23 protein-coding genes are annotated in these 24,529 nt (G+C 70.6%); 5 read left to right on the top strand and 18 right to left on the bottom strand.

What is annotated here, in order from left to right; all coding sequences use genetic code 11:
• Positions 1-70: 70 nt before the first annotated feature.
• Positions 71-673 carry an SseB family protein gene (locus ACWKZU_RS12690; protein ID WP_449282692.1) on the top strand — a complete coding sequence of 201 codons (603 nt, stop codon included), beginning with the start codon at positions 71-73 and terminating at the stop codon, positions 671-673.
• Between the two features lie 240 nt (positions 674-913).
• Here ACWKZU_RS12690 and ACWKZU_RS12695 read toward each other — a convergent pair whose 3' ends face one another.
• The 7 genes from ACWKZU_RS12695 to pxpA form a co-directional block, all read right to left on the bottom strand.
• Positions 914-1,486: an HdeD family acid-resistance protein gene (locus ACWKZU_RS12695; protein ID WP_449282693.1), complete on the bottom strand. Its 573-nt coding sequence runs from the start codon at positions 1,484-1,486 to the stop codon at positions 914-916.
• A gap of 251 nt (positions 1,487-1,737) precedes the next feature.
• Positions 1,738-1,932, bottom strand: a complete 195-nt coding sequence (locus tag ACWKZU_RS12700) for a tautomerase family protein (protein WP_449282694.1) — start codon at positions 1,930-1,932, stop codon at positions 1,738-1,740.
• Positions 1,933-1,942: 10 nt separating this feature from the next.
• Positions 1,943-2,908 (bottom strand): 5-oxoprolinase subunit C family protein, encoded by a 966-nt coding sequence (locus tag ACWKZU_RS12705; protein ID WP_449282695.1) that lies wholly within the window; start codon positions 2,906-2,908, stop codon positions 1,943-1,945.
• The gene (locus tag ACWKZU_RS12710) at positions 2,898-3,791 is read right to left on the bottom strand and encodes a 5-oxoprolinase subunit B family protein (RefSeq protein WP_449282696.1); all 894 of its coding nucleotides are present in this window, start codon (positions 3,789-3,791) and stop codon (positions 2,898-2,900) included. The genes ACWKZU_RS12705 and ACWKZU_RS12710 overlap by 11 nt, the downstream gene beginning before the upstream one ends.
• Positions 3,788-5,143, bottom strand: coding sequence for an acetyl-CoA carboxylase biotin carboxylase subunit (locus tag ACWKZU_RS12715; RefSeq protein WP_449282697.1), 1,356 nt, complete (start codon positions 5,141-5,143; stop codon positions 3,788-3,790). Before ACWKZU_RS12715 ends, ACWKZU_RS12710 begins: the two co-directional genes overlap by 4 nt.
• 48 nt (positions 5,144-5,191) lie before the next feature.
• Positions 5,192-5,428 carry an acetyl-CoA carboxylase gene (locus tag ACWKZU_RS12720; RefSeq protein ID WP_449282698.1) on the bottom strand — a complete coding sequence of 79 codons (237 nt, stop codon included), beginning with the start codon at positions 5,426-5,428 and terminating at the stop codon, positions 5,192-5,194.
• A gap of 79 nt (positions 5,429-5,507) precedes the next feature.
• Positions 5,508-6,242 carry a 5-oxoprolinase subunit PxpA gene (gene pxpA, locus ACWKZU_RS12725; RefSeq protein ID WP_449282699.1) on the bottom strand — a complete coding sequence of 245 codons (735 nt, stop codon included), beginning with the start codon at positions 6,240-6,242 and terminating at the stop codon, positions 5,508-5,510.
• A 93-nt stretch (positions 6,243-6,335) separates the two neighbouring features.
• Here pxpA and ACWKZU_RS12730 point away from each other — a divergent pair, with 93 nt between their 5' ends.
• Positions 6,336-7,802: a helix-turn-helix domain-containing protein gene (locus ACWKZU_RS12730; RefSeq protein WP_449282700.1), complete on the top strand. Its 1,467-nt coding sequence runs from the start codon at positions 6,336-6,338 to the stop codon at positions 7,800-7,802.
• 137 nt (positions 7,803-7,939) lie between these two features.
• Here ACWKZU_RS12730 and ACWKZU_RS12735 read toward each other — a convergent pair whose 3' ends face one another.
• From ACWKZU_RS12735 to ACWKZU_RS12745, 3 genes are all read right to left on the bottom strand, one after another.
• The gene (locus ACWKZU_RS12735; RefSeq protein ID WP_449282701.1) at positions 7,940-9,340 is read right to left on the bottom strand and encodes a purine-cytosine permease family protein; all 1,401 of its coding nucleotides are present in this window, start codon (positions 9,338-9,340) and stop codon (positions 7,940-7,942) included.
• Positions 9,341-9,714: 374 nt separating this feature from the next.
• A complete protein-coding gene (locus ACWKZU_RS12740; RefSeq protein WP_449282702.1) occupies positions 9,715-11,703 on the bottom strand; it encodes a hydantoinase B/oxoprolinase family protein in 1,989 nt (662 codons plus the stop codon).
• Positions 11,703-13,742, bottom strand: coding sequence for a hydantoinase/oxoprolinase family protein (locus tag ACWKZU_RS12745; protein WP_449282703.1), 2,040 nt, complete (start codon positions 13,740-13,742; stop codon positions 11,703-11,705). Before ACWKZU_RS12745 ends, ACWKZU_RS12740 begins: the two co-directional genes overlap by 1 nt.
• Positions 13,743-13,913: 171 nt before the next feature.
• Between ACWKZU_RS12745 and ACWKZU_RS12750 the strand changes: the two genes are divergently transcribed.
• Genes ACWKZU_RS12750 through ACWKZU_RS12760 form a run of 3 tightly spaced genes read left to right on the top strand, consistent with a single transcriptional unit; the run spans position 13,914 to position 15,968 of the window.
• Positions 13,914-15,137, top strand: a complete 1,224-nt coding sequence (locus tag ACWKZU_RS12750; RefSeq protein ID WP_449282704.1) for a PucR family transcriptional regulator — start codon at positions 13,914-13,916, stop codon at positions 15,135-15,137.
• A gap of 49 nt (positions 15,138-15,186) precedes the next feature.
• A complete protein-coding gene (locus tag ACWKZU_RS12755; protein WP_449282705.1) occupies positions 15,187-15,477 on the top strand; it encodes a cupin domain-containing protein in 291 nt (96 codons plus the stop codon).
• Complete coding sequence (locus tag ACWKZU_RS12760; RefSeq protein ID WP_449282706.1) at positions 15,474-15,968, top strand: N-acetyltransferase family protein; 495 nt, start codon at positions 15,474-15,476, stop codon at positions 15,966-15,968. Before ACWKZU_RS12755 ends, ACWKZU_RS12760 begins: the two co-directional genes overlap by 4 nt.
• Before the next feature lie 135 nt (positions 15,969-16,103).
• On the opposite strand, the gene ACWKZU_RS12765 is transcribed toward ACWKZU_RS12760, so the two are convergent.
• The 8 genes from ACWKZU_RS12765 to ACWKZU_RS12800 form a co-directional block, all read right to left on the bottom strand.
• Positions 16,104-16,502, bottom strand: coding sequence for an acyl-CoA thioesterase (locus ACWKZU_RS12765; RefSeq protein WP_449282707.1), 399 nt, complete (start codon positions 16,500-16,502; stop codon positions 16,104-16,106).
• 30 nt (positions 16,503-16,532) lie between these two features.
• A complete protein-coding gene (locus ACWKZU_RS12770) occupies positions 16,533-18,110 on the bottom strand; it encodes a chlorohydrolase family protein (RefSeq protein WP_449282708.1) in 1,578 nt (525 codons plus the stop codon).
• Positions 18,107-18,955 carry an ATP-binding cassette domain-containing protein gene (locus tag ACWKZU_RS12775; RefSeq protein WP_449282709.1) on the bottom strand — a complete coding sequence of 283 codons (849 nt, stop codon included), beginning with the start codon at positions 18,953-18,955 and terminating at the stop codon, positions 18,107-18,109. The genes ACWKZU_RS12770 and ACWKZU_RS12775 overlap by 4 nt, the downstream gene beginning before the upstream one ends.
• Positions 18,952-19,809 carry an ABC transporter ATP-binding protein gene (locus tag ACWKZU_RS12780; RefSeq protein ID WP_449282710.1) on the bottom strand — a complete coding sequence of 286 codons (858 nt, stop codon included), beginning with the start codon at positions 19,807-19,809 and terminating at the stop codon, positions 18,952-18,954. Before ACWKZU_RS12780 ends, ACWKZU_RS12775 begins: the two co-directional genes overlap by 4 nt.
• Positions 19,806-20,690 carry an ABC transporter permease gene (locus ACWKZU_RS12785; protein WP_449282711.1) on the bottom strand — a complete coding sequence of 295 codons (885 nt, stop codon included), beginning with the start codon at positions 20,688-20,690 and terminating at the stop codon, positions 19,806-19,808. The genes ACWKZU_RS12780 and ACWKZU_RS12785 overlap by 4 nt, the downstream gene beginning before the upstream one ends.
• Entirely contained in the window at positions 20,687-21,637 is a 951-nt protein-coding gene (locus ACWKZU_RS12790; protein ID WP_449282712.1) for an ABC transporter permease, read from the bottom strand. Before ACWKZU_RS12790 ends, ACWKZU_RS12785 begins: the two co-directional genes overlap by 4 nt.
• A gap of 6 nt (positions 21,638-21,643) precedes the next feature.
• Positions 21,644-23,302 (bottom strand): ABC transporter substrate-binding protein, encoded by a 1,659-nt coding sequence (locus ACWKZU_RS12795; RefSeq protein ID WP_449282713.1) that lies wholly within the window; start codon positions 23,300-23,302, stop codon positions 21,644-21,646.
• Between the two features lie 79 nt (positions 23,303-23,381).
• Positions 23,382-24,452 (bottom strand): amidohydrolase family protein, encoded by a 1,071-nt coding sequence (locus tag ACWKZU_RS12800; RefSeq protein ID WP_449282714.1) that lies wholly within the window; start codon positions 24,450-24,452, stop codon positions 23,382-23,384.
• Positions 24,453-24,529: the final 77 nt, after the last annotated feature.

Below are 24,529 nucleotides of genomic sequence, written 5' to 3' on the forward strand. Positions count from 1 at the left end.
GGGAGAGGGAGAGGGAGAGGGAGAGGGAGAGACAAGAGCACGAGCACGAGCGCCCCGTAGGCTAGAGGGCATGGCTCGAGACGACGCACCGCAGACCCCCGAGACCCACGCGACGCCGGAACGCCCCGAGAACGCCCACACGCCCGACGCACTCGAGACCCCCGCGACTCCCGAGCCCCCCGGCACCTCGGAGCACCCCGGAGCCTCGGAGCACCCCGAGCACCCGCGGATCCCCGACGATGTGCACGCCGACTACGCGAACGCGGGGGTGCGCGAGGCGCTCCGCGCTCTGCAGCAGACCCCCGACTACGAGCACCTCGCCGCGTTCCTCGGATCGCTGCGCGAGGGGTACCTGGTCGTCGACGTGACGGGGGCCCCGTCGAAGCGGAAGGGGCACCGCGTGCGCACGATCCGCTCCACGAAGGGTCAGCTCGTGCTGCCGCTCTTCACGTCGATGGACGAACTGCGCTCGGTCGTGCCGGCCGACCGCCGCGACCAGCTCAAGGGCGCGGTGATGCCGGCGCGGGAGGCGCTCGCGCTGATCGGCTCCGACCGCTTCGTGGCCGCGGAGTTCGACAAGGCCTCGGCCGCCCTCGTGGTGCTGCGCAAGTACATCTCGCTCGCGGCGGGCGAGGAGCCCATCACCGCGGAGTCGCTCGCAGCACTGCGCTAGCGGATCGCCCCGGGAGCACTGCGCGGGGCACTCGCCGCGCACCCGGATCGCGGTGGGCACTCACCGAGCACAGCACGGCGCCGCGAACCGCACCGCGCACGGGCACGCGAACCGCACCGCGAACCGCGCCGCACCGCACACGCGAACCGCACCGCACACGCGAACGGGGCCGGATCCCGAAGGACCCGGCCCCGCGCCAGATGCGTCCGCCGACTGCGCGGCGGCCGCGCCGGCGAGCGGCTACTCCGCCGTCTTGAGCGTGAACGCGCGCACCACCTGCACCGCGCCCATCACGACCATCGCGATGCCGAGCAGCAGCCACAGCGTGACGACGCCGAGCATCGGCGAGAACATGAGGCTGAGGCCGGCGATCACGCTGATGATGCCGTAGACGACGGTCCACACCTTGTTCTCGCTCTGCTTCACGACGGTGAACGCCATGATGCCCTCGAACAGCCACAGCACGCCGATGGTCACCGAGAGGAAGATCGCGAGCACCGCGGCGGCGGCGCCGAGGTTGACCATCATCACGACGCCGCCGATCACGTAGAGCAGGCCGAGCAGAATGTGCCCGATGCGGGCCCACCCGCCGAGCGAGCGGCTGAAGATCGAGGATCCGATGTACACGACGCCGACGACGAGCGCGTACGCGGCCATGACCGCGGCCACGATCTGCATCGCCACGGCACCCGACTTCGCGGGGAAGAACAGGATGAGCAGGCCGAGCACGACTGCGATGAGACCACCGACGCCGAGGGCGGTGCGCACGCCGTCGCCGGCGCGCTGCAACAGTTTGGTTTCGGGGGAAGTCATGAGAACTCCTTCACAGAGAACGGATCGCGCCGCGACTGCGGTGCATGACTTCATCATGGCCCATGCAGAGGCTTTGCACTATCCCGCGCACCGATGAGTGCGAAATCGTGTCCCATCGGGGAGAACGGGAGACCGAGAGCCCGGAGTGCCGGGTGCGGGATCGCCGCAGCCGGCGCTCCAGGCCGCACCCGTCGCCCCCGGCGCTCCAGGCCGCACCCGCCGCGCCGGCGCCGGCCGCCACGCGGTCCGCCTCAGCGCGTGTCCCCGTTGAAGGTCCACTGCTCGCGCGGCACCCCCTCCACGGTCACCCAGGTGTCGGGCCGCCGCCCGTCGGGCCCCGTGCAGTGCTCGGCCACGAGGGCGTCGATCGCGACGGCGAGGCGCCTCGCGAGCTCGGGGTCCTGCTGCAGGCGGTGCTCGAACATCTTCACGCTCACGAGCGGCACGTCGCCCCCCTCACGACCAGACCCGCGCCAGCCGGGCCCGGCGCTCGGCCCGCGCCTCGAGCGCCGCCTCCATCGTCACCGGCACGAAACGCACCCGGGTGCCCGGCGACATCCGGGCGAACAGGTCCATGTCGGCACTGATGACGGTGGCCGCCTGCGCGTATCCGCCGCCCGAGACGGCGTCGTAGTGCAGCACGATGGGCTGGGTGCCGCCCGGGATCTGGATCGAGCCCACCGGGTAGCCGGCATCGGTGATGTTCGAGGGGTCCTGGCCCGCGCCGAAGGGCTGCGGCTCGTCCTTCCACGGCGCGCCCGGGCCGTCGAAGCGCAGTCCCATCCGGTCGGCGACCGGTGTGAGCGTCCACTCCGCTTCCGTCAGGTTCCGCAGGCCCTCGTCGGTGAGCTTGTGGTCGTAGAGGCCCAGCATCACGCGCACCTCGACCTGCTGATCGTAGCTCGGCAGCAGGTCATCGGGAATCCGCTCGAGGCGCGGCAGCCTCTCCTCGCCCGGCGCGCCGACGAGCACGAGGTCGCCCGCGGCGAGCGCACGCCCCTCCACGCCGCCGATGCGGCCGATCGGGTAGGTCGAACGCGAGCCGAGCGCCACGGGCACGTCGATGCCGCCGGCGATGGCGATGAAGAACTTCGCGCCGCCCCGGATCACGCCGAACGACAGCTCGTCGCCCGCCCGCAGCTCGAGCCGGGTGTTCTGCGGCGCCGGTTCCCCGTTAACGAGCAGATCGACGGGTGCGCCCGTCACCGCGACGACCGCGTCGTCGCGGGTGGTCAGCTTCGGGCCGAGGTAGGTGCACTCCAGCACCGCATCGTCGGGGGTGTTGCCCACGAGGCGATTCGCGAGCGCGGCCGCGTACTGGTCCATCGCGCCGCCCTGCGGGATGCCGAAGCGGTAGTAGCCGAAGCGTCCGCGGTCCTGCACCGTGGTCGCGAGCCCGGGGGTGATGATCTCAAGCGGCATCGAGAGCCTCCAGAAGTGAGCGGTTGTGGCCCTCGAGGTCGGTCAGGGCCGCGGCGAGCGAGAAGGTGACGGGGGCCTGCCGATAGCGGTACGTCCCCGCCTCGACCTGCGCCTGGATCGCGCGGTACTCGGCCTCGTCGACCGGGCGGTACTTCACGATGTCGCCGGTGCGGAACAGTACCGAGAAGTCCTCGAAGTCGCCGAGCCGCTGCTCGGGATCGTAGATCGGCGCCGGCGCGATGCCGAGCATCTGGTATCCGCCCGCGCCGCGCACCGAGTAGTGCGCCGTGAAGCAGCCGCCGTGGCCGACGGTGAGCGGCGGGGTGTCGGTGCGCGGGCTCAGGTACTTCGGCACCTCGAGCTGCTCCTCCTGCGGGGCGAGCTGGAAGAGGAACGGAAGCCCCGCGACGAAGCCGACCATCGACACGATCCACGGGCGCTCGTGGTGGCGGCGGATGAACTCCTGCGCGTCGGCGAGCCCGTTGACCGCGGCGGCGTAGTCGAGATCGGTGCCGCTGGGATCCTGATGGTATCCCTCGCGGAAGCGCTCGCCGGTCTCGCGGGTGTACGGGTCGTCGTACCAGACCGGCACCTCGATGATGCGGGTCTCGAGCACGCCGCCCGAGACCCGCCGCACGTTCGCCTCGAGCTCCCGCACGATGCCCTCGAGCTCGGTGTGCGGCAGCTCGTCGGGGTCGAATCGGATGAGCAGCGAGGCGTTCGCCGGGCAGATGTCGATGATGCCCGGGAGGCCGCGCTGCTCGAGCCCGACCGCGATCGAGTTCGACACGAAGTTGGCCTCGAGCGACATGTCCGGGGCGATCTCCACCACGAGGAACTCGTCGCCGCCCCAGGTGTAGCGAGCGTGATCGGGCAGGGTCATGCTGATTCTCCCAACAGGCCGGGGACGGACTCGATGTAGGTCGTGTAGTGCTGCGCGGCGGCGAAGTCGTCGAGCGCGATCAGGCGGCGCATGAGCGGCACCGTGCTCTTGATGCCGGCGATCTCGACCTCGTCGAGCGCGCGGGCCGCCCGGGCGAGCGCCCGCTCGCGGTCGATGTCCCACACGATCAGCTTGCCGAGCAACGAGTCGTAGAACGGCATCACCGTCTGCCCCGCCGAGAAGCCGAAGTCGGCGCGCACCCCGGGCCCGCCCGAGAGCTCGAGGGCGTCGATGCGCCCCGGGCTCGGCATGAAGCGGTTGTCGGGATCCTCGGCGTTGATGCGGAACTCGAAGGCGTGGCCCTCGAAGTCGATGTCCTCCTGCGTGTAGCCGAGCTTCTCGCCCGCGGCGACGCGCAGCTGCTCGCGCACGAGATCGATCCCGGTGATGGCCTCGCTGATCGGGTGCTCCACCTGCAGGCGCGTGTTCATCTCGATGAAGGCGATCTCCTGCCGATCGGGATCGTAGAGGAACTCGACGGTGCCCGCGCCCGAGTAGTTCGACTGACGGGCCAGCTCGACCGAGGTGTCCCGCATGCGCTGGCGCAGTTCCTCGGGAAGCCCGGGAGCCGGGGCCTCCTCGATGACCTTCTGCTGGCGGCGCTGCATCGAGCAGTCCCGGTCCCCCAGGTGCACCCAGGTCTCGCCGTCGCCGAGCACCTGCACCTCGACGTGGCGGGCGCGGGTGACGAAGCGCTCGAAGTAGACCTCGTTGGAGTTGAATGCGGCGAGCGCCTCGGCCCGCGCGACCTCGACCGTGCTGCGCACCTCCTCGCGAGAGTCGATGCGCCGGATTCCGCGGCCCCCTCCGCCGGCGGAGGCCTTGACCACGAGCGGGTATCCGATCCCGTCGGCGATGGTCTCGATGTCGCTCTCGACGTCGAGCACCCCCTCGGTTCCGGCGAGCACGGGGACCCCGGCGTCGATCGCGGCCCGGCGGGCGCGCGACTTGTCGCCCATGAGCAGGATGGTGTCGGGATCGGGCCCCACCCAGGTGAGCCCGGCGTCGATCACCTTGCGGGCGAAGTCGGCGTTCTCCGAGAGGAAGCCGTACCCGGGGTGGATCGCGTCGGCACCGGTCTGCGCGGCGGCCCCGAGGACGGCGTCGTGATTGAGGTAGCTCAGCCCCGCCGGAGCCGGTCCGACGACGACCGACTCGTCGGCGAGTCGCTCGGCGTTCGATCCGCGGTCGGCCTCGCTCACCACCGCGACGGTGGCGATGCCCATCTCGCGCGCAGCCCGGATGACTCGTACGGCGATCTCGCCCCGGTTGGCGATCAGCAGTTTCTTCAAAATGGCGCTCCTTCGAGCCTGGAAGTGACGGGAGGGTGATGCTCGGGTCTATGCGATGGTGGCGATCACGTCGCCGGGGCCGACCATGCCGTTGTCCTCGACGTCGAAGGACTCGATGACGCCCGCGGTCTCGCTCCGCACCTCGGTGAACTGCTTCATAATCTCGATGACCCCGATGGTCTGGCCGGCCTCGACGGAGTCGCCGACCTCGACGAAGGGGGCCTTGTCGGGGGCGGGACGACGGTAGAAGATGCCCGGGATCGGCGCGATGACCTGTGTGCTCATGTGTGTTCTGCTCTCCAGCTTGTCGGGGAAGGAAGGGTGGGGACGGTTCGGGGAATGGCGATGCGGTGTCGCGGATCGCCTACGCGTCGACGACCGCGCGCACCGCGGCGGCGACCTCGGCGGCGTTGGGGGTGTCGGAGTGCACGCAGATGCTGCCGAACTCGATCGGCAGCTCCGTGCCCGCAGTGGTGACGATGACGCCGTCCGCGAGGGCGCGCCGCGCGGTCTCAGCGGCGCGCAGCGGGTCGGTGGCGTGGGGCTGGCGCAGGATGACGAGGCCGCCCTCGGCGTTGTAGTCGAGATCGACGTAGAGCTCGCCGACGAACTCCACGCCCGCGCGGGCCGCGACGCGCTGATGCGCGGATCCGGCGATGCCGAAGACCGGCACGTCGTAGTCCTGCGCCACGCGCACCGCACCGGCCATGAGCTCCTCGTCGCGGGCGAGCATGCCGTAGAGGGAGCCGTGCGGTTTGATGTGGTTGAGCGGCATGCCGTACTTGCGCAGGAACCCGCTGAGGGCGCCGACCTGGTAGCGGATGAGATCCTCGACCTCCTGGGGCGTGAGCTTCATCTCGCGGCGGCCGAATCCGACGAGGTCGGGCAGGCCGGGGTGCGCCCCGACGCGCACGCCGCGCTCCTGCGCGAGCGCCACGGTGGCCTCCATCGCGCCCGGATCGCCGGAGTGGAACCCGCAGGCGACGTTGGCGACGTCGATGATCCCCATGAGCGCCGGATCGTTGCCGAAGGTGTGAAGACCGAAGGCCTCTCCCATGTCGGAGTTCACTGAGATCGCATCACCGCGTCGTGCTGTCATGGCCTCAAAGCTACGTGGAAGGCGCCGGAGAGCGTTACTATGCAAACGCAAGAATCTTCAGCCTGAAATTGTGCACTCGCGAAGGAGCATCGCATGCGCGTCACCGATCTGCTGACCGAGCACTCCCTCCAGCTCCGCCTGGAGACGCCGACCGGCCCCAAGCGGCTCGATCAGGAGATCGTGCGCTGCGCCCCGACCGAGCATCTCGATCCGACGCCGTTCCTCGACGCGAACGTGCTGCTGCTCACCTCGGGGATCGGCATGAACTTCACCGAGCAGAGCATCTGGGACGGCTACGTCGAGCGCCTCGCCCGGGTCCCCGTGTCCGCGCTGGCGTTCGCGGTGGGCACGGCCCACGCCACGCTGCCCAAGGGCCTCATCGCCGCGTGCACGAGCCACGACGTGCCGCTGCTCGAGGTGCCGACCACCGTGCCGCTGCTCAAGATCGACCACCACGTGGAGAACATGCTGCAGGCCGAGCGGATCGAGCTGCTCAACCGAGGTTGGCGGCTCGCCGACGAGTGCGCCCGGCTCGCGAGCCGCGGCGCCGACGTCTCGACGCTGCTCGCCACCGTCTACGCGGCGCTCGAGGTGCCCATCGCGGTCTACGACGCATTCGACTCGCTCATCGCCCAGTACCCCGAGACCGTGACGTGGCGCACCGGCCCGGCCCGCACCGACCAGCCGGACGTGCTGAACGTGACGCTGCCGATGGGCCTGAGCAACCCGTGCCAGCTGGCGGTGCGGCTGCACCGCTCCGCGGGCGAGGTGGAGTCGCTGCTGGCGCCGGTCACCTCGATCCTCGCGCTGCACCTCAACCGCTCCGTCACGGTCGATGCGAGCAAGCACCAGGACATGCTGCGGTTCGTCAACCGCTGCGTCGCGTGGTCGGAATCGACGCGCAGCGACGTCGCCAACGCCTTCCACGAGCTCGGCCTCAGCCGCCGCGCCGAGACGGCCCTCGTCGTCGCGGACATGAGCGGCGAGCACGCGGCCGCCGCTTGGAAACTGCGCGTCGCCCTGCACGACGCCTTCCACGACGTGCGCGTCTCCGAACTCGATGAGCGTCTGATCGCGCTGGCCCAGTTCCCGCGCGAGGGGTTCCCGGAGGCGTCGGCCCAGCTGCTGGGGATCCGGCCCGATCTGCCGCTCGTCTTCCGCGGTCCCACGCACACGATCGACGAGCTGCGCATCGCGCTCGTGCACGCGCTGGACCTCGTGCGGCACACGTCCGCGCCCGTCGTCGCCCCGTCGCTCGGTCTGAGCGCGGTCGTCGCCGCGGCCGCCGGACGCGGCGCGCGCGAGTCGGCGGAGCGCTTCCTCGCCCCGCTCATCGCGCACGACGAGCAGCGCAGCACCGAGCTGCTGCCCACGCTGCGCGCCTGGCTGCGCAACGACGCGCAGCCGTCGCGCACGTGCGAGGAGCTGTTCATCCATCGCAACTCGCTCAGCTACCGGCTGCGCCGCATCGAGCAGATCCTCGGCCTCTCCCTCGACGCCCTCGACGGCAAGGCGACCTGCCTCATGGCGCTGCGTCTCGTGGAGCTCGAGCCGTACTGACCGCGGGCGGCGCAGCCCCGCGGCTGCGCCGACGGCCGCCGCCGGTTGAGCGAGCGCAGCGAGTCGGAACCGATACTTCGACGATCTCGACTCGCTGCGCTCGCGCGATCAGCGGAAAGGGGCTGCCCTTCCCGGCGCTACCGCTCCGCTCCGACCACCTTGATGAGGCCCGTGCGGCTGGCCGGGTGCGCGCGCCACAGGATCGCGTAGATGACCCCCGCGGAGAGCGCGGTGAGGATCGGCCCCCACGTGGCGCCGACGCCCGCGAGCTCGGGATTGATCGAGCCGAGCTGCAGCATCAGGATGCCGATCACGGTGGCGACGACCCACGCGATGAGGCCGTTGCTGTTGAACGCCCGGTAGTGCTTGTCCCCGATCGCCGCGTGCTCCTGGTTGCGGCCCCGGTCGAGCAGCACGTGGGTGAGCGCGATGGCCACCCAGGCGGTGACGAGCACCCCCTGCCAGGCGAGCGCCAGGAGCAGGTACTGCACGATGGGCAGCAGCATCAGCAGGAAGATGATCAGCGACGAGATCAGCACCCACGCGATGTTCGGCATGCGCAGCCGGAGCACCCGCTCGCCGAAGGACTTCAGGTTGGCCGCGCCGAGGTAGTAGTTCGCCGTGTTGATGCGGGTCTGCGACGCGATGATGACGATCAGGCCGAGGATCCCCATGAGGTTGACGATGCCGCCGGCGAGGCCGGTCTCCGAGACCTCGAGGCCCGGGATCGTGAAGGTGAGGAAGATGCCGACGAACGCCGCGAAGCCGTAGGCGAGCACGTAGAAGACCGGGCCGAAGGTGAAGCTCTGGTGGAACTTCACGTCCTTGCGCTTGCCGAGCGCCGCGTAGTCCATCGTGAACATCATCATGATCCAGATGCCCATGTACCCGGCGAAGGTCGCGAGCCAGCCCGGGCCGCCGAGCGCGAACGGCAGCTCGACCGCCGGCGCGTGGGTGAGCCAGGCGTCACTGAAGCCGTAGACCGCACCGGCCCAGAGCACCGCCGCGATCAGGCCGAAGAAGTAGAGCGGCATGAGCCAGCCGTTGAGCTTGTCGAGGAAGCGGCGCACGCCGCCGATGATGAGCGGCGTCGAGTAGACCACCACCACGAGGCTCCACATCCACATCTCGCCGCCGAAGGCCGCCATGAAGGCGTAGGCGACGATCGAGCCCTCGAACACCGCGTAGTAGATCGCGACGAGGGCGAAGATGATCGTGGCGATCGAGGATCCCGCGGTCCCGAGAATCGTGCGCGAGAACTGGGCGACGGTCGTGCGGTTGTTGATCGCGTACTTCGAGAGCACGGCGTTGATGGCGCCGTAGCAGATGATGGTCAGCACGATGCCGATGATCGCGTTGACCGTGCCGTAGGCCACGGCCATGGCCGCCCCGATGTAGACGAAGAAGAACGCGCTCGCGACGCCGTACCACGCCAGTGCGAGCGATCCTCGTTTCATCTGGTCGTCGTCATCGCCCTGGCGGGCGAGTGCATCGGTCGCTTCGACGTCGTCGTTGCTCCCGGTGAGATTGAGGGTCACGATTCATACCTCCGTTGGTATTTCGAGAACTGCACGACGACGCGACCGCGCAGCGATGCGCGGAGCGAGGCGGCAGTCATGGGGGGGATTCGCTTCGGCGGGGGCCGGGCGATGCCGGGCCGGTGCGCCGTGTGCAGCGCACTGACAATTCATTCTGATGAGGGGTGCGGCTGAAGAGTACTGTGCATGAGCCGGAAAACCAGCTGACTTCTCTGTCGTCTGCATAAAGCCCGCGCGAGGAGGATCTTCTCGCCGCTCCGCCGTGCGGCGGAGGGGTGCGCGGCCCGGAGGGGTCGCGACCGGGACCGGGGCGGGCGGCCTGTCGCCCGCCCCGGTGGATCGGGTGCTCGCGCACCCGACGGGCGATCGGAGCGTCAGCTCCAGTGCTTCGCCGAGCGGCGCAGCATCTGCTCCCGGTGCTGGCGAGTGGTCTCCTCGAAGAGCTCGCCGGTGCCCCAGTCGAGGATGACCCCGTGCCTGCGGATGACGTCGAGCAGGTCGATCTCGCCGGCGCGGTACTTCGCGGCGATCTCCGCGGGATCGGTCTCGAGCCAGGCCGCGCGATGCTCGCGGATCCAGGCGCGCCGGGCCGCGGTCGCCTCGCGATCGACCTCGTACCGGTCGAGCTCGGGGTCGATCGGCGTGATCACCACGCCGTAGTCCGCAGCGGCGCGCTCGAGCGAGACGTACTCGTCGATGACGTCCTCGAGCACCTCCTCCGGGGTGCGCTGGAGCGGATCGCCGAACCCGCCGCCGCCCGCGGAGGGGCGGTAGAAGGTGTCGCCGGGCTGTACGGGGACGGAGGAGAAGATCGAGCCGAGGAACTGCTCGTTCTCGGTGTCGCGGTTGAGCCAGACGCCGTGCGGGATCGATGGCAGGCCGCCCTCGATGCCCCAGGTGATGGAGCGGGCGCGGTCGCAGCAGTAGCTCATCACCGAGGCGTCGGCGTCGGTGAGCGTGCCGCCCTTCTCCACGCCGCAGCCGCCGCGGAACCGCCCCGGCCCGCCGGAGTCGGTGCCGATCCGGTGCATCGTCGTGAGCACCGGGGTGAGCCGCTCCTGACCCTCGCAGGCCTGCACCGCGAGGCCGACCCCGAACACGGGTGCGGTGGCGCTCGAGCCGTCCTTCGACGAGCGGCCGCCCCAGCCGCCGGCCATCCAGTCGTACCACATGAAGTACGGCTTGCTCTCGCTGCGGGCGTCCCGGCCGCCGACCAGCAGGTACTCGAGGTTGAAGGCGCAGGCCATCGCCCGCTCGGGCATGAGCTGCGACCAGATCTCGAAGATGCCGTTCATGAGCTTCTCGTAGGGACCCGAGCAGAAGCCGGTGACCGCGTACGGCCAGCCCGCGTTGACGACCGTGCCCTCGGGACCGATGTCGGCGGTGACGGCGGCGTAGAAGCCCGAGTTGAGCGGCACATCGGGGAAGAACGTCTTCGTGCCGGCGTAGATCGCCGAGAAGGTGGTGCCGTAGCCCGAGTTGAGGAACGTGTCGACCACGTCGGCGCTGCCCTCGAGGTTGTAGTGGATCCCCTCGCCGTCGAGCGTCATCCGGATCCTGATCGGCACGAGCCCCTCGGACTTGCCGGGATCGAGGTCGAGGTAGTCGACCGTCTCCCACGTGCCCTGCGGCAACTCGGCGAGGCGGCGGCGCACCGTGCGCTCGACGTAGTCCTGCGTCTCCTGCATGGCGAGCTCGACGGTGTCGGTGCCGTAGCGGTCGACCAGGCGCAGCACCTCCCGCTCGCACACCGCGGTCGCCTCGGACTGCGCGTGCAGATCGCCGAGCGCCTGCTCGGGGGCGCGGGTGTTGGCGACGAGCAGTTGCGCGACGTCGTGCAGGAAGACGCCCTTCGACCACACGCGGATCGGCGTGATCCGCAGGCCCTCGCCGAAGTGCTCCGATGCGGACACGTCGAACGAGCCGGGCACCTTGCCGCCGATGTCGGCCCAGTGGCCCTTGTTCTGCGCGAAGGCGATGATGCGGCCCTCCGAGAAGATCGGCCGCACGAAGGAGACGTCGTTGAAGTGCGTGCCGCCGCGGTACGGGTCGTTGATGGCGAACACGTCGCCCGGGTTGATGTCGTCCTCGAACTGCTCGATCACGGCCTTCGCCTGGAAGTGCAGCGTGCCGACGTGCACGGCGATGTCGCCCGATCCCTGCATCACGGTGTTGCCCGAGGCGTCGCAGAGCGCCGAGGAGAAATCGCGGGAGTAGATGACGAAGGAGTAGCAGGTGCGCAGGATCTGCTCGCTCATCAGGTCGACGCTGGTGGCGAATGCGTTCTTGAGCACCTCGAACGTCACCGGGTCGAGCGCGGTCTGCCGCGCGGCGTCGCGGGTCAGCGTGGTGGTGTCACTCATCAGTGGATCTCCTCGAGGTGGATGCGGATGTTGAGCCATTCGTCGATCTCGGCGCGGGTGAACGGGGGCACCACCGTGGTCGAATCGAGCTGGTTGATGATGGCCGGGCCGCTGAACTCGGTACCGGCGGCGAGGGTGTCGCGGTCGTAGACCGGGGTGTCGAGCCAGCCGGTCACCCCGAAGTAGACCGGGCGGCGCTCGGCGGGGGCGCCGGGGCTCTGCCGCACGGGCTCGGCCGGGCGGAACGAGGGCTTCGGGATCTTGCCGACCGCCGCGAGGTGCAGCTGGTAGACCTCGACGGGGGCGTCGTCCTGCCGGAACGCGAACTCGCGCTCGTACTGCTCGTGGAAGGTGCGCACGGCCTGCGCGAGCGCTCCGGGCCCCGACCCCATCGGCACCTGCAGCGAGCGCCACTGCCCCTGGTAGCGCATGGAGATCTTGCGCTGCAGCATCGCGTTCTCCTCGGAGACGCCCTCGTGGCGCAGCCGCGCCGAGGCCTCGGTCTCGAGCGTCACGAACGCCTGCTCGATGCCCTCCTCATCGGCGCCCGATGCGAGGCCGGTGTACATCTGCGCGAAGTCGTGCTGGATGTCGACGAGCAGGCACCCCATCGCCGAGGTGACCCCGGGGTTCGGCGGCACGACCACCGTGGGGATGCCGAGCTCGCGAGCCACATCGGCGCCGTGGAGGGCGCCGGCGCCGCCGAAGGCGAGCAGCGCGAAGTCGCGCGGATCGTAGCCGCGGCGGATCGACACCAGCCGCACGGCGTCGGCCATGTTGGCGTTGGCGACCGCGACGATGGCCTGGGCCGCCTCTTCGAGTCCCATTCCGAGCGGCTCCGCGATGACCCGACGGATGGCCTGCTCGGAGAGCGACCGGTCGAGCTGCTTCACGCCGCCCGCGAGCGAGGTGCCGAGGCGCCCGAGCACGACGTTCGCGTCGGTGTTGGTGGGCTCGTCCCCGCCGGTGCCGTAGCAGGCGGGTCCGGGGTCGGCTCCGGCCGACTGGGGGCCGTTGCGCAGCGATCCCGCGATGTCGATGTGGGCGAGCGACCCGCCGCCCGCACCGATCGTGAGCACCTCGATCGAGGGGAAGATGATGGGGTGGCCGTATTCGACCTGCCACTCCTGCGAGACGCGCAGCTCCCCGTCCGCCACGAGCGAGATGTCGGTCGAGGTGCCTCCCATGTCGAGGCTCACGGCGTTCTCGTACCCGCACTGCTGCGCGATGTGCTTCGCCGAGATCGCTCCCGCCGCGATGCCGGAGGCGGCGAGGCGCACCGGGAACTTCTCGACGAGGCGCGGCGTCATCGATCCGCCGCCCGAGTGGAGCAGCAGCAGATCGCCCTGATAACCGCCCTCGCGCAGACGGCCGGCGAGCCGGTTGACGTAGCCGGAGACGAGCGGCGCGAGCACGGCGTTGGCGACGGCCGTGTTGAAGCGCGGATACTCGAAGATCTCGGGCAGCACCTCCGCCGAGGTCGAGACGGTGGCATCGGGGATCACCTCCTCGAGGATCTCCCGCATGCGGGTCTCGTGCGCGGCGTTGGCGTAGGAGTTGAGGAAGCAGACGGCGATCGTCTTCACGCCCCGGCGCTTCAGCAGCTCGGCGATGCCGCGCGCCTCGTCCTCGTCGAGCGGCGTGATCGTCTTGCCGTCGTAGTCGACGCGCTCGGAGACCTCGAACCGGTCGCGGCGGCGGATGTAGGGCGCCGACACGTCGTTGTAGGCGTCCCACAGGTCGTCCTTCGTGCCGTCGCGGATCTCGAGGACGTCGCGGAATCCGCGGGTGGTCACCAGCGCCGCGGCGGGGAAGTTGCGCGTGATGAGCGCGTTGGTGGCGACGGTCGTGCCGTGGGAGAACAGCGCCACCTCGCCGAGGTCGATCTCACCGCGCTCCACGCCGTTCATCACCGCGATCATCGGATCGCTGGGGGTGGACGGGACTTTGGTCACCCGCATCTGCTGGGTGTCGTCGTCGAAGATGCAGACGTCTGTGAACGTCCCTCCGACGTCGACCGCGACACGAACACTGCTCATGGGCTCCTCCTGGAGTTCGTCGTTGAGTTCCGGATGCCTTCCAGATTCGCCCTCCGCCCCAGCACGGTCACTAGAGAATACGAAGCTTTCCGCAACTCCCATTGTAGAATCTCCAAAAACGGGACGGTATCCGGCTTCGAAACCTCCCGTTCGCACAAGCAGAGGAGGCTCGTGACCGCTCAGCCCGACACGCTCTCGGAGGTCGAGCGCCTGCGCACCACCCTCGACATCACGAATGCGCTGCTCTCCGCCGTGTCCTCCCCCGACCCCGTGCACGCGCTGGCCTCCCGCCTGAGCACCATCTGCCGGGGCACCGCGATCATCTACGACTTCGAGGGATCGATGGTCGCGAGCGTCGGCGAGGCCCCCGCGCAGCTCATCTGGAACGAGGTCGCCGCCACCCACCGCCGCGAGCTCGCGATCCCGATCGGGCGGTGGCACGTGCGCACCCGCCGCGTGTCGCTGCGCGACGGCATCCACGTCATCGCCCTCGCCAGCCGCGGCTCGGAGACCCTGGACCAGATCGGCGAGCTCCTGCTCGACACCGCCGAGCGCCTGCTCGGCGCCGTGCACGGCATCCAGTACGGGGCGACTCAGCGAGATCGGCGCGACAACGAGCAGCTCATCGCCTCGCTGCACGACGGCATCCTGCCCGCCCGCGAGCACCGCTTCTGGAGCCAGCTCGCGCAGTTCCGCTTCCCCGCCTACGCGCCCGTGCGCGCACTCGAACTCGCGCCGGCGGACGGCTCCTCGGCGAGCGAGGCGCACCTGACGCAGCTGATCGGCCGCGCCCGCTCGGACGACCTGCCGTTCCTCACCATGCTGCGGCGCGTCGACATGGACTCGCCATCGACCATCGCGGCGATCGTGCCGGACTCGCCGGCGAGCGAGCAGTGGATCGGCGCCGCATCGCAGCACTTCCTCGTCGGGGCGTCCGCCCCGTTCTCCGCCCTGTCCCAGGTCCCCGGCTGCGTGCGCGAGGCCGAGACGGGGCTCGGCATCGCGCGGCAGTGGGCCTCCGCCTCCGAGTCGCCCGAGACGCTGGGACCGGTGCTGATCGATCGCATCGATCTCACGACCTGGCTGCTGTCGCACGTCGACCCCCGCCAGCTCGAGGAGCGGATCGCCCGCACGCTCGCGCCCCTCGGCTCCCGGCAGCTGCGCGACACCCTCACCACCTACCTCGCCGCCGAGCAGAACATCGCCCGCACCGCGGACACCCTCTTCGTGCACCCCAACACCGTGCGGTACCGCCTCGGCCGCATCGAGGAGGCGATCGGGCGGCCCATCGCCTCCGCGCTCGCGCTGACGAACCTGGCGCTCGCGCTCCACCCGGAGCTGATCGGCCGCACCGCGGAACTGCAGCGGGAGTCCGAGGAGCCGGCCGCCCCGTAAGCTGAGGATCGACATCCGCACACGCGGCAACGCAACGTCGAGGAGGATCATGAGCACCGGATCGCACGGAGACATTCAGCTCGAGAACGAGCACTTCCGCGTCACGCGGTGGACCATCCAGCCGGGCGGGGTGATCCCGATGCACCGGCACGAGCACGAGTACGTGGTGGTGCCGCTCGTCACCGACACCATGCACGTGACGAACGCCGACGGCGGCGAGATCGTGGCCGAGCTCACCGCCGGGCAGAGCTACACCCGGCCCGCGGGGTCGGAGCATCAGGTGGAGAACCGCACCTCCGCGGACCCCATCGTCTTCGTCGAGGTGGAGCGGCTCGCATGACCGGCGTCACCGCGGGTGCGGACGGGGCCGGAATCGCGGGCGACGGCGTCGCGGTGCGGTTCGCGGCCGCGGGCGATCGCGAGGCCTGGGGATCGCTCTACCGCGGGTACCGCGACTTCTACGAGAAGCCGCACGATCCCGCGGTCTACGACACGGTGTGGGCCTGGCTCATGGATCCCACGCACGAGAGCCGCTGCCTCATCGCGGAGGTCGACGGGGCGCCCGTGGGGATCGGGCACTTCCGCCGCTTCGCACGGCCCATCGACGGCGGGCACGGCCTCTACCTCGACGACCTCTTCACGGCGCCCGAAGCGCGCGGCACGGGCGCCGCCTCCGCGATCCTGCACCGCCTCGCGGAGATCGCGCGCGACGAGGGCGCGGCGCTCGTGCGCTGGATCACCGCGGAGAGCAACACGACCGCCCGCGGCCTGTACGACCGCCTCGCCGCGCAGACCCCCTGGGTGACCTACGATCTGCAGCCGGCGGAGTAGACCGGGGGCCTGAGCCCGGACCCGGATTCCGGCGTCGCCCGATCAGCGGGACGGACGGCGCCCCGCCTCGTCATCCCGTGCGAAGAGAGCGCAGCGCACGCAGGATGACGAGGTGGGGCCGTCAGCCACGGGTGCTCACCCGCGCAGGCGCTCGGTGCCGCCGGTGGCCTCCGTGCGGCCGTGCACGACGGGCCGGCCCGCCCCGTCGACGGCCACGAACACGATGCTCTCGAGGGTCAGCACCTCCTGCCCGGTGACCGCGTTCTCGACGCGGCACGCGAGTGTGATCGAGGTGCGTCCGAAGCCGGCCACGCGGTACTCGAGTTCGAGCAGATCGCCGCGATCGGCGCGCGCGGCGAAGTCGATCTCGGACATGTGCCGCGTCACCACGTCGATCGTGCCGAGCTGCGTCACGGCGACGATCGCGGCCTCCTCGTCGACCCACTGCAGCAGACGCCCGCCGAAGAGCGCCCCGTGCTGGTTGAGATCCTCGGGCTTGACCCACTTGCGCACGATGTGACGGTAGTCGCTCATGCCCGCAAGCCTACGCGGCGGCGCGGGAGATCACGCGCGCGGGAACACCGACGGGAACAGCTCCTCCTCGCTCGAGCCAGCGGGTCCGGCGAGCGCGTCGCGCTCGGGATAGGCGGCGCGCAGCTTCTCGAAGATGCGCTGGCCCTCCGCCCGCAGCGCTCCCGCGTCGACGCCGGGGACCTCCCCGCCCCGCATCAGCGTGCGCCCCCCGACCATGCTGAAGTGCGCGTCGCGGCCCGTGCCGGCGAGCGTCAGCGTGCGCACCGGATCGTCGATCGCCCCCATGCGCAGATCCGCCAGCGAGAACGCCACGAGGTCGGCCGAGGCGCCGGGAGCGATGCGGCCGAGGTCCGGGCGCCGCAGCGCCCGCGCACCGCCCAGCGTCGCCGCCTCCACGTACTCGGCCAGCAGGCCGCGCCCGAGGTCGCCGTGCTGCGCCTTCGAGAGCTGCACCCCCGTGTCGATCGCGCGGACGAGGTCGGGCGGGAACGAATCGGTGCCGAGCGCCACGTTCACGCCGGCCTCGAGGTACTGCGAGAGCCGCTCGAGCCAGAAGGCGTAGCGGCTGTTGGTGAGCGGGCAGTGCGCGATGCTGACGCCGGCTGCGGCGAGCCGGGCGAGGTCGCCGCGATCCTCGCCGTGCACGTCGGGGTGCACGTCGAGGTAGACGCCGTGCGCGAGGATCAGCCGCCCGGTCAGCAGGCCGCTGCGCTCGAGCAGGCCGAGCGGGGTCGTGCCGCGCTGCCGCTCCAGGACGCCGATCTCGGAGTCGAGCCCCTGCGTGGCGTGCGCGCGCACCAGCACGTCGCGCTCCGCGGATACCCGCCCCGTCTCGGCGAGGATCGCGTCGCTCACGGTCTCCACGCGGCACGGCACGAGCACACCCGTGAGGAGCGGGTCGCCGAGCTCGGCGACCGTGTCGAGGAAGCGCACGGCGTCGGCGAACGCCGCCTCGCCCCTCACCTCGTCCCAGTGGATTCCGCGGGAGCCGTCGGCACGGGTCACGTGCACGCCCGAGCGGTAGGAGGGGCCGAGGAAGGCGCGGATCCCGAGCTCGCTCGCCGTGCGGGCCGTGTCGAGCAGGTCGTCGTGGGTCTCGGCCCACGCACCGTGGATCTCGGTCGAGATCGGCATCGCGGTGGTGATGCCGTGCAGGATCAGCTGCACGAGCCCGTACCGCCGCAGCGTGCTGCGCTCCGCCGGCGTCAGCACCTCGCGCGGGGCGCGGGCGTACACCTCGGACCACTCCAGGCGCGCCTCGTGCTCCGGCGCCCACCACGAGTCGAGCAGCAGGTGGTCGATGTCGACGAGCCCCTCGAGATCGATGAGCCCGGGCATGAGCAGGCTCTCGCCCAGGTCGATCGTCTCGTCGGCGGTCGTCGCGAGCGCGGCGCCCGCGGCCCCGTCCGCCACCGCCTCGATGCGCTCGCCGTGCACGAGGACCGTCGCGTCGCGCAGCTCGACGAATCCGGCCCCGCCCGCGCGGTCCTCGTCGAACGCGATGACGAAGGCGGAGCGGATGGCGACGGTCCGGATCCTGCGACTCGCTCCGCTCGGGCGGGCCGACGGAGAGAGGCCTTCGCCCGCGCGGGATGATCCCTCGCTCACGATGCGAGCTTCTCCCGCCGCACCGGCTTCCAGCCCGGCCCGGGCACCGCCGCGCGCAGCGCCCGCGTGTACGGGTGCGTCGGATCGGCGAGCAGCTCGGCGGTGACGCCCGCGTCGACCACCCGGCCGTTCTCCATCACGATCATCCGGTCCGAGATCTGGTTGACCACCGCGAGATCGTGCGAGATGAACAGGTAGCTCACGCGCCGCTGGGCCTTGATGTCGGCGAGCAGGTTGAGGATCTGCGCCTGGATCGACACGTCGAGCGCGGCCACGGCCTCGTCGAGCACGATCACACTCGGATCGGCGGCGAGCGCGCGGGCGATCGCGACGCGCTGCCGCTGCCCGCCCGAGAGCTCGCGCGGATAGCGGTCGAAGAAGCGCTCGGTCAGGCCGACGGAGTCGAGGATCTCCTGCGCCTGCCGACGCAGCTCGCGCGGGGAGCCGGCACCCGCGGGCGCGTGCAGCCGCAGATTGGAGAGGATCACGTCGCCGACCCGCTGCCGTCCGTTGAGGGACGAGTACGGATCCTGGAACACGTACTGCACCTCGCGCGCCCGGCGCCGTCGGTCCCGCAGGTGGGTGGGGGGCGCGGAGCGATCCTCGCCCCCCACGGTCACCGTGCCGGAGGTCACCCGCTCCAGGCCCACGATCATGCGGGCCACCGTGGTCTTGCCCGACCCCGACTCCCCCACGATCGCGAGGCACTCGTCGGGGAGGAGGTCGAAGGAGACCCCGTCGACCGCGACGACGTCGTGCCCCTTCGTGCCGCGCGCGGCGGGGAACACCTTGCGCAGATCCGTCACGCTGATGAGCGGCTCGCCGCCCGTGGTCCGAGCGGTCATCCCGCGGCCCTCGCCTTCAGTTCTTCGTGCAGTTCCAGGTTGTACTCGAGCACCGGCAGGCGGTCCAGCCGCTGGTCGATGCTCGGCCGGGCTCCCAGGAGCTCGATCGTGTAGGGGTGGGTGGGCGCCTCGTACACGTGCGCACCCTGCTCCACGATCTCGCCCGCGTACATGACCGCGAGGCGGTCGCAGCAGGCGTTCGCGAGCTCGAGATCGTGCGTGATGAACAGCAGAGACAACCCGCGCGCCCTGCGCTGCTCGTCGAGGATCGCCATCACGTCCGACTGCGCGGTGACGTCGAGCGCGGTGGTCGGCTCGTCGGCGAGGATCAGCTTCGGCTCGGCCAGCAGCACGCTCGCGATCATGACGCGCTGCAGCAGACCGCCCGAGAGCTCGTGCGGGTACTGCCGCAGGCGGCTCTCGGGGTTGCGCACGCCGACCTCGTCGAGGAGTTGCACAGCGCGTCGCTCGGCCTCGTCGAGCTTCACCCCGCGGTCGCGCACGAGCGCCTCGGTGAGGAAGTCGCCCACCGTGTGCACGGGGTTCACGTGCGCCCGCGGATCCTGGAAGATCATGCCGACGTCGGTGGCCCGGTACCGGCGCAGGCGCTCGCGGTTCATGCCGAGCACGGACTCCCCGTCGAAGCGGATGTCGCCCCGCACCTGGAATCCCCTGGCCAGCATCCGCATCACCGCGCGGGTGGTGAGCGACTTGCCCGAGCCGGACTCGCCGACGAGGCCGAGCGCCTCGCCCCGGTCGAGGGTCAGGCTCACCCCGTTCAGCAGGTCGAGCCGGCGGTACTTGGTGACGAGGCTGGCGTGCAGATCCTCGATCTCGAGCAGCGGCTCGCTCATCGGATGCTCCTTGCGTTCGAGGTGAGGCGGTCGCCGATCACCGTGATGCTCCAGACGATCAGCACGATCGCGAGGCCGGCGCTGACCGCCTCGGCGGGCTGCCCGCGCAGCACGGAGTCGAAGCCGCTCTTCACCATGAGGCCGAGATCGGCGGTCGGCGGCTGCACGCCGAGGCCCAGGAAGGACACGGCGGCCAGGTCGACGACGGCGAAGCCGAGCGACGAGACGGCCTGGGCCGTGACGATGGGCTGCACGTTCGGCAGGATCTGCCGGAGGCTGATGCCGAAGCCGGACTGGCCCTGCAGCCAGGCGGCCTGCACGTACGGCATGTTCCGCTCGCGCAGCGCGGCGCCGCGCACCACGCGGGCCACGTAGGGGATGTAGCCGATGGAGAGGCCGGCGACCACCGTCATGAGGTTCGGGCCGAAGATCGCGACGGCGATGAGGCCGAAGACGATGCCGGGCACCGAGAACAGCACGTCGAGCACCCACGAGATCACGGTGTCGACGATGCCGCCGTTCCAGGCCGCGAGCAGCGCGAGGATCGTGCCGACCACGGTCGCGATCAGGATCACGAGCGTCGGACCGAGCAGGGTGATCCTCGCGCCCCACATGAGGCGGGACAGCAGATCGCGGCCGAGGGCGTCGGCGCCGAGCCAGTGCTGGGCGCTCGGGCCCGAGAGCGCCGAGAGCAGATCGGGGTAGTTGGGGTCGAAGGGGGCGAGCCACGGGGCCAGCACCGCGACGACCACGATCACGGCGAGCACGCCGCTCGCGACGAGTCCCGGCACGCCGAGGCGGCGCGTCAGCAGGGTGAGGAAGCCCGGATCCTGATTGCGCGCCGCGGTGAGCGCGATCGCTGTAGTGCTCGGCGCGGTCATTGCTTGCTCCCCAGCTGGATGCGCGGATCGATGAGGGTGTACAGGAAGTCGACGATCGCGTTGATGATCACGAAGGTGACGACGAGCACGAGGACCACGGCCTGCACCACGGCGAAGTCGCGCTGCAGGATCGCGCGGACGAGCAGCGAGCCGAGCCCGTCGAGCGCGAACACGGTCTCGACGACGACGGCGCCCGCGATGAGCGTCGCGATCGTCAGGCCCATCACGGTGGTGATCGGGATGAGCGCGTTGCGCAGCACGTGGCGACGGATCACGAGCGGCGAGCGCAGCCCGCGTGCGACGGCGGTCTGCACGTGCTCGCGGCCCTCCTCCTCGAGCACCGAGGCGCGGGTGATCCTCGCGAGGTATGCCGCGCTCGCGACGGCGAGCGCGATGGCGGGCAGGGTGAGGTGCCAGATCGTGTCGAGCCCTCCCCCGCCGCTGCCGTTCGTGGGGAACCACCCGGCCCCGACCGCGAAGAGGCTGATGAGCGCCACGCCGATCACGAAGGTCGGCGTCGCGAGTCCCAGCGTCGCGAGCGTCGTCACGAGCTGGTCGACCCAGCCGCCCTTGAGCGAGGCGAGCAGCCCCAGCCCGATGCCGACGATCGCGATGATCACCGTCGCGAAGGCGATGAGCGCCACCGTCGTGCCGACGCGGCCGGTGAGCAGATCGAGCACCGGCTGCCGGTACACGATCGAGTCGCCGAGGTCGCCCCGGAAGACGTCGCCGAGCCAGGCGAAGTACCGCACGAACAGCGGGTCGTCGAGGTGATACTGCTCGGTGACCCTGGCGATCTGCTCGGGGGTCCCGCCCCTGGGGCCCAGCACGAAGCTGAGGGGGCTCCCAGGGGCGAGATACATCAGTCCGAAGACGATGAAGGAGGTGACGACCAGGACGAGCAGCAGCCCGCCCGTTCGCCGCAGGAGGAACGAGGGGATGGACATCCGGCCCTACTCCACCCCGCCGATGGTCGCCGCCCAGGGGTAGCTCAGGTAGGCCGAGGAGGGCACGGCACCCGAGATGCCGCTGTTCTGCACCATGATGACGGGCATGTAGTTGAACGGCACCCACGGCAGGTCGCGCGTGATCTTCTCCTGCGCGGCGATGGTGTGTTCGGCGCGGGCCGCGGGATCGAGCGTGCGACGCGCCTCGGCGATGTCGTCGCCCGCCTCGGCGTAGTCCGTGAAGTTGCCGGTGCCGCCGGGGGCGAGCGCGGCGTAGACCGAGAGCGGATCGGCGAAGTCGCCGTAGTAGGTGGTGAAGAAGCCGTCGAGGCCCTCGCGCGAGGTCTCGTCGAAGTACAGGTTGCCGAACTGCTCGACGGGGATCACCTTGGTCTCGATGTCGAGGCCGATCGCCTGCCCCGCGGCCTGGATGAGGTTGGCGGTCTGCTCGTGCACGGCGGAGGATCCCTGCACGCCGAGCACGATCTTGCCCGACACGTCACCCGCCTCGGCGAGCATCTCCTGCGCCTTCTCGACGTCGGGCTCGGTGCTGAAACCGTCGAAGGCCTGCTGGAAGAGTTCGGCCTGGGGCCCGCTGCCGAAGTAGGAGGGGCCGGTCAGCACCGGTGCGGGAGCCGCGGCACCCTGGAACACGACGTCGCCGATCGCCTGGCGATCGATCGCGGCGAGCAGGGCTGCGCGTACCTCGGGCTTCGAGAAGGGGCCCTCGGTGTTGGTGGCGCGCATGGTCCACATCGTGAACGACTCGCCGAAGACGATCTCGGCGTCGCTGCCCTCGATCTGGGTCAGCCCGGCCGGCGGCAGGTAGAAGAACTGGCCGTCGGAGTCGCCCGAGCGCAGCGAGTTGATCGCCGTCGACTCGTCGGCGATGAAGGTGAAGTCGAGCTTCTCGACCTGGGGCACGAGCGCCTCGTCCCAGTACTCGGCGTTCTTCTCCAGGTGCAGCTTCTTGCCCGAGTCCCAGCTCGCGAACTCGAACGGGCCGGAGCACATGAGCCCGCCCTGAGGCGTGCCGAACTTCTCGCCCGCGGCCTCGGCGGCGGCCTGCTGCACGATCGCGCCGGCCGCGCTCGACATCGCCTGCTCGAAGAGGGCGTCGGGCTCCTTCAGATGCACGGTGACCTCGTTGTCGCCCGTCTTCTCGACCGACTCGACGCTGACGAAGTAGTCGGCGTAGTAGGACGGGCTGTCCGAGCCGACCTGGCGGCCGAGCGAGTAGACCACGTCGTCGGCGGTCACCGGGCTGCCGTCCCAGAAGGTCGCGTCGGAGCGCAGCGTGTAGACCACGGTGCGGTCGTCGGGGTTCTCGACCTTCTCGGCGAGGCCGTTCTCGATCTCGAACTCGGGAGTGAGCCGCATCAGGCTCTCGCAGAGGTTCGAGATGACCGTGTTCTCCGCGTAGTTGTAGGTGAACATCGGGTCGAGCGAGAGCGGCTCGTAGGGCAGGTTCCAGGTGACGGTGTCGACGGCGGCGGGACCGCTCGGGGTGGTCGTCGCCAGGTTGGAGAAGTCGAGCGAGAAGGCGGCCCCGCTGCCGCCGTTCTCGGCGTCATCGGCGCCCCCGCCGCCGCCCGAGCAGGCGGTGAAGGCGAGCACGGCAGCCGCTGCTGCCGCGCCGACGAGGATGAGGGGTCGTTTGGACACGGGAAACTCCTTCGTTTCGGAGGTCGGTTCGAATGGATTCGGGTGGGTTCGGATGGTTCGGATGGGTGACAGGGGCGGATCAGGGCGCGGCGGCCGGGCGCACCTCGCTCCCGCCGCGTATCACGCGGAGCGGAGCGGGACGGTCCGCGACGAGCTGCGCGAGGCTCTCCGCGGCGAACTCGAGGCGCGTGTCGCCGTCGGGTCCGGGCCAGGCGGCGATCTCGGGAAGCCCGAGCATCTCGCCGCCGGCCGTGCTCGCCAGGCGGAAGGCGCGCTCCAGCTCCTCGTCGGTGATCGCACCGGTGCGGTAGGCGAGCAGGTGCGCGCGGTCGACCATGCTCCCGGTGCCGAAGGGGCTCCAGGCGTCGCGCACCCCGTCGGATCCGAGGGCGAGCCGCACCCCGTGGCGCTCGAACAGCTCGGGGTCGGGCACGGGATCGGGGCCGAGCGCGCAGGTGGCGATCCAGATCCCGGCCTCCGCCACGCGGTCGAGCGTCTCGCCGAGACCCGGCAGCGACGTGTCGCAGAGAGCGAACGCGTGGCCGATGGTGACGCGGCCCTGCCGTCCGCCCGCGATCGTGCGGGCGGCGATCTCGCGGATCTGCGCGAGCCCGTCCTCCCCGCCGTCGTGCAGGTGGATGTCGAGGTCGCGCCCCGCACGGTCCGCGAGCCCGAAGACCGCGTCGAGGTGCCCGTGGAGATCGCCCTCGAGCCCGCCGGGGTCGATGCCGCCGACCAGGTCCGCCCCGGTCTCGAGCGCCGCGGCCATCGCCTCGAGGGTGCCGGGGTTCGTGAGCAGGCCGAACTGGGGGAAGGCCACGATCTGCACCGTGAGATGCGGCGCCAGCCGCTCGGCGGCCGCGCGCACGCCCTCGACGTTCGCGGTGCCGAGCTCGCTCGACACGTCGACGTGGGCGCGCATCGCCAGGGTGCCGTTCTCGAGCGCGTGCGACAGCAGCGCGAACGCGCGCTCCTCGACGCTCGTCTCGAAGGCGAACTGGGTCGCGCGATCGTTGTCGATGAGGTCCTGCAGCGTCGCCGCGGATCGCCGCGACATCCAGGGCCCGCCCCACGCCGTCTTGTCGGGGTGGATGTGGGAATCGACCAGACCTGGGGTGCAGAGCGTCTGCCGCGCGGGGGTCGCCGTCATCGGTGAGCCTTTCTCGTGTCGATCGCGGTCGTCGCGGTGCCGGGGTAGCGCCGGACGACTCGTCAGACATATGATAA

The sequence above is a fragment of the Leucobacter sp. genome, from assembly GCF_053528595.1.

Coding starts and splice junctions, on each gene's coding strand:
- pxpA (WP_449282699.1), bottom strand. CDS start 6,242: ATGACAGCACGACGCGGTGATGCGATCTCAGTGAACTCCGACATGGGA.
- ACWKZU_RS12690 (WP_449282692.1), top strand. CDS start 71: ATGGCTCGAGACGACGCACCGCAGACCCCCGAGACCCACGCGACGCCG.
- ACWKZU_RS12720 (WP_449282698.1), bottom strand. CDS start 5,428: ATGAGCACACAGGTCATCGCGCCGATCCCGGGCATCTTCTACCGTCGT.
- ACWKZU_RS12765 (WP_449282707.1), bottom strand. CDS start 16,502: ATGAGCGACTACCGTCACATCGTGCGCAAGTGGGTCAAGCCCGAGGAT.
- ACWKZU_RS12780 (WP_449282710.1), bottom strand. CDS start 19,809: ATGAGCGAGCCGCTGCTCGAGATCGAGGATCTGCACGCCAGCCTCGTC.
- ACWKZU_RS12740 (WP_449282702.1), bottom strand. CDS start 11,703: ATGAGTGACACCACCACGCTGACCCGCGACGCCGCGCGGCAGACCGCG.
- ACWKZU_RS12755 (WP_449282705.1), top strand. CDS start 15,187: ATGAGCACCGGATCGCACGGAGACATTCAGCTCGAGAACGAGCACTTC.
- ACWKZU_RS12705 (WP_449282695.1), bottom strand. CDS start 2,908: ATGCCGCTTGAGATCATCACCCCCGGGCTCGCGACCACGGTGCAGGAC.
- ACWKZU_RS12710 (WP_449282696.1), bottom strand. CDS start 3,791: ATGACCCTGCCCGATCACGCTCGCTACACCTGGGGCGGCGACGAGTTC.
- ACWKZU_RS12745 (WP_449282703.1), bottom strand. CDS start 13,742: ATGAGCAGTGTTCGTGTCGCGGTCGACGTCGGAGGGACGTTCACAGAC.
- ACWKZU_RS12790 (WP_449282712.1), bottom strand. CDS start 21,637: ATGTCCATCCCCTCGTTCCTCCTGCGGCGAACGGGCGGGCTGCTGCTC.
- ACWKZU_RS12800 (WP_449282714.1), bottom strand. CDS start 24,452: ATGACGGCGACCCCCGCGCGGCAGACGCTCTGCACCCCAGGTCTGGTC.
- ACWKZU_RS12775 (WP_449282709.1), bottom strand. CDS start 18,955: ATGACCGCTCGGACCACGGGCGGCGAGCCGCTCATCAGCGTGACGGAT.
- ACWKZU_RS12760 (WP_449282706.1), top strand. CDS start 15,474: ATGACCGGCGTCACCGCGGGTGCGGACGGGGCCGGAATCGCGGGCGAC.
- ACWKZU_RS12730 (WP_449282700.1), top strand. CDS start 6,336: ATGCGCGTCACCGATCTGCTGACCGAGCACTCCCTCCAGCTCCGCCTG.
- ACWKZU_RS12785 (WP_449282711.1), bottom strand. CDS start 20,690: ATGACCGCGCCGAGCACTACAGCGATCGCGCTCACCGCGGCGCGCAAT.
- ACWKZU_RS12695 (WP_449282693.1), bottom strand. CDS start 1,486: ATGACTTCCCCCGAAACCAAACTGTTGCAGCGCGCCGGCGACGGCGTG.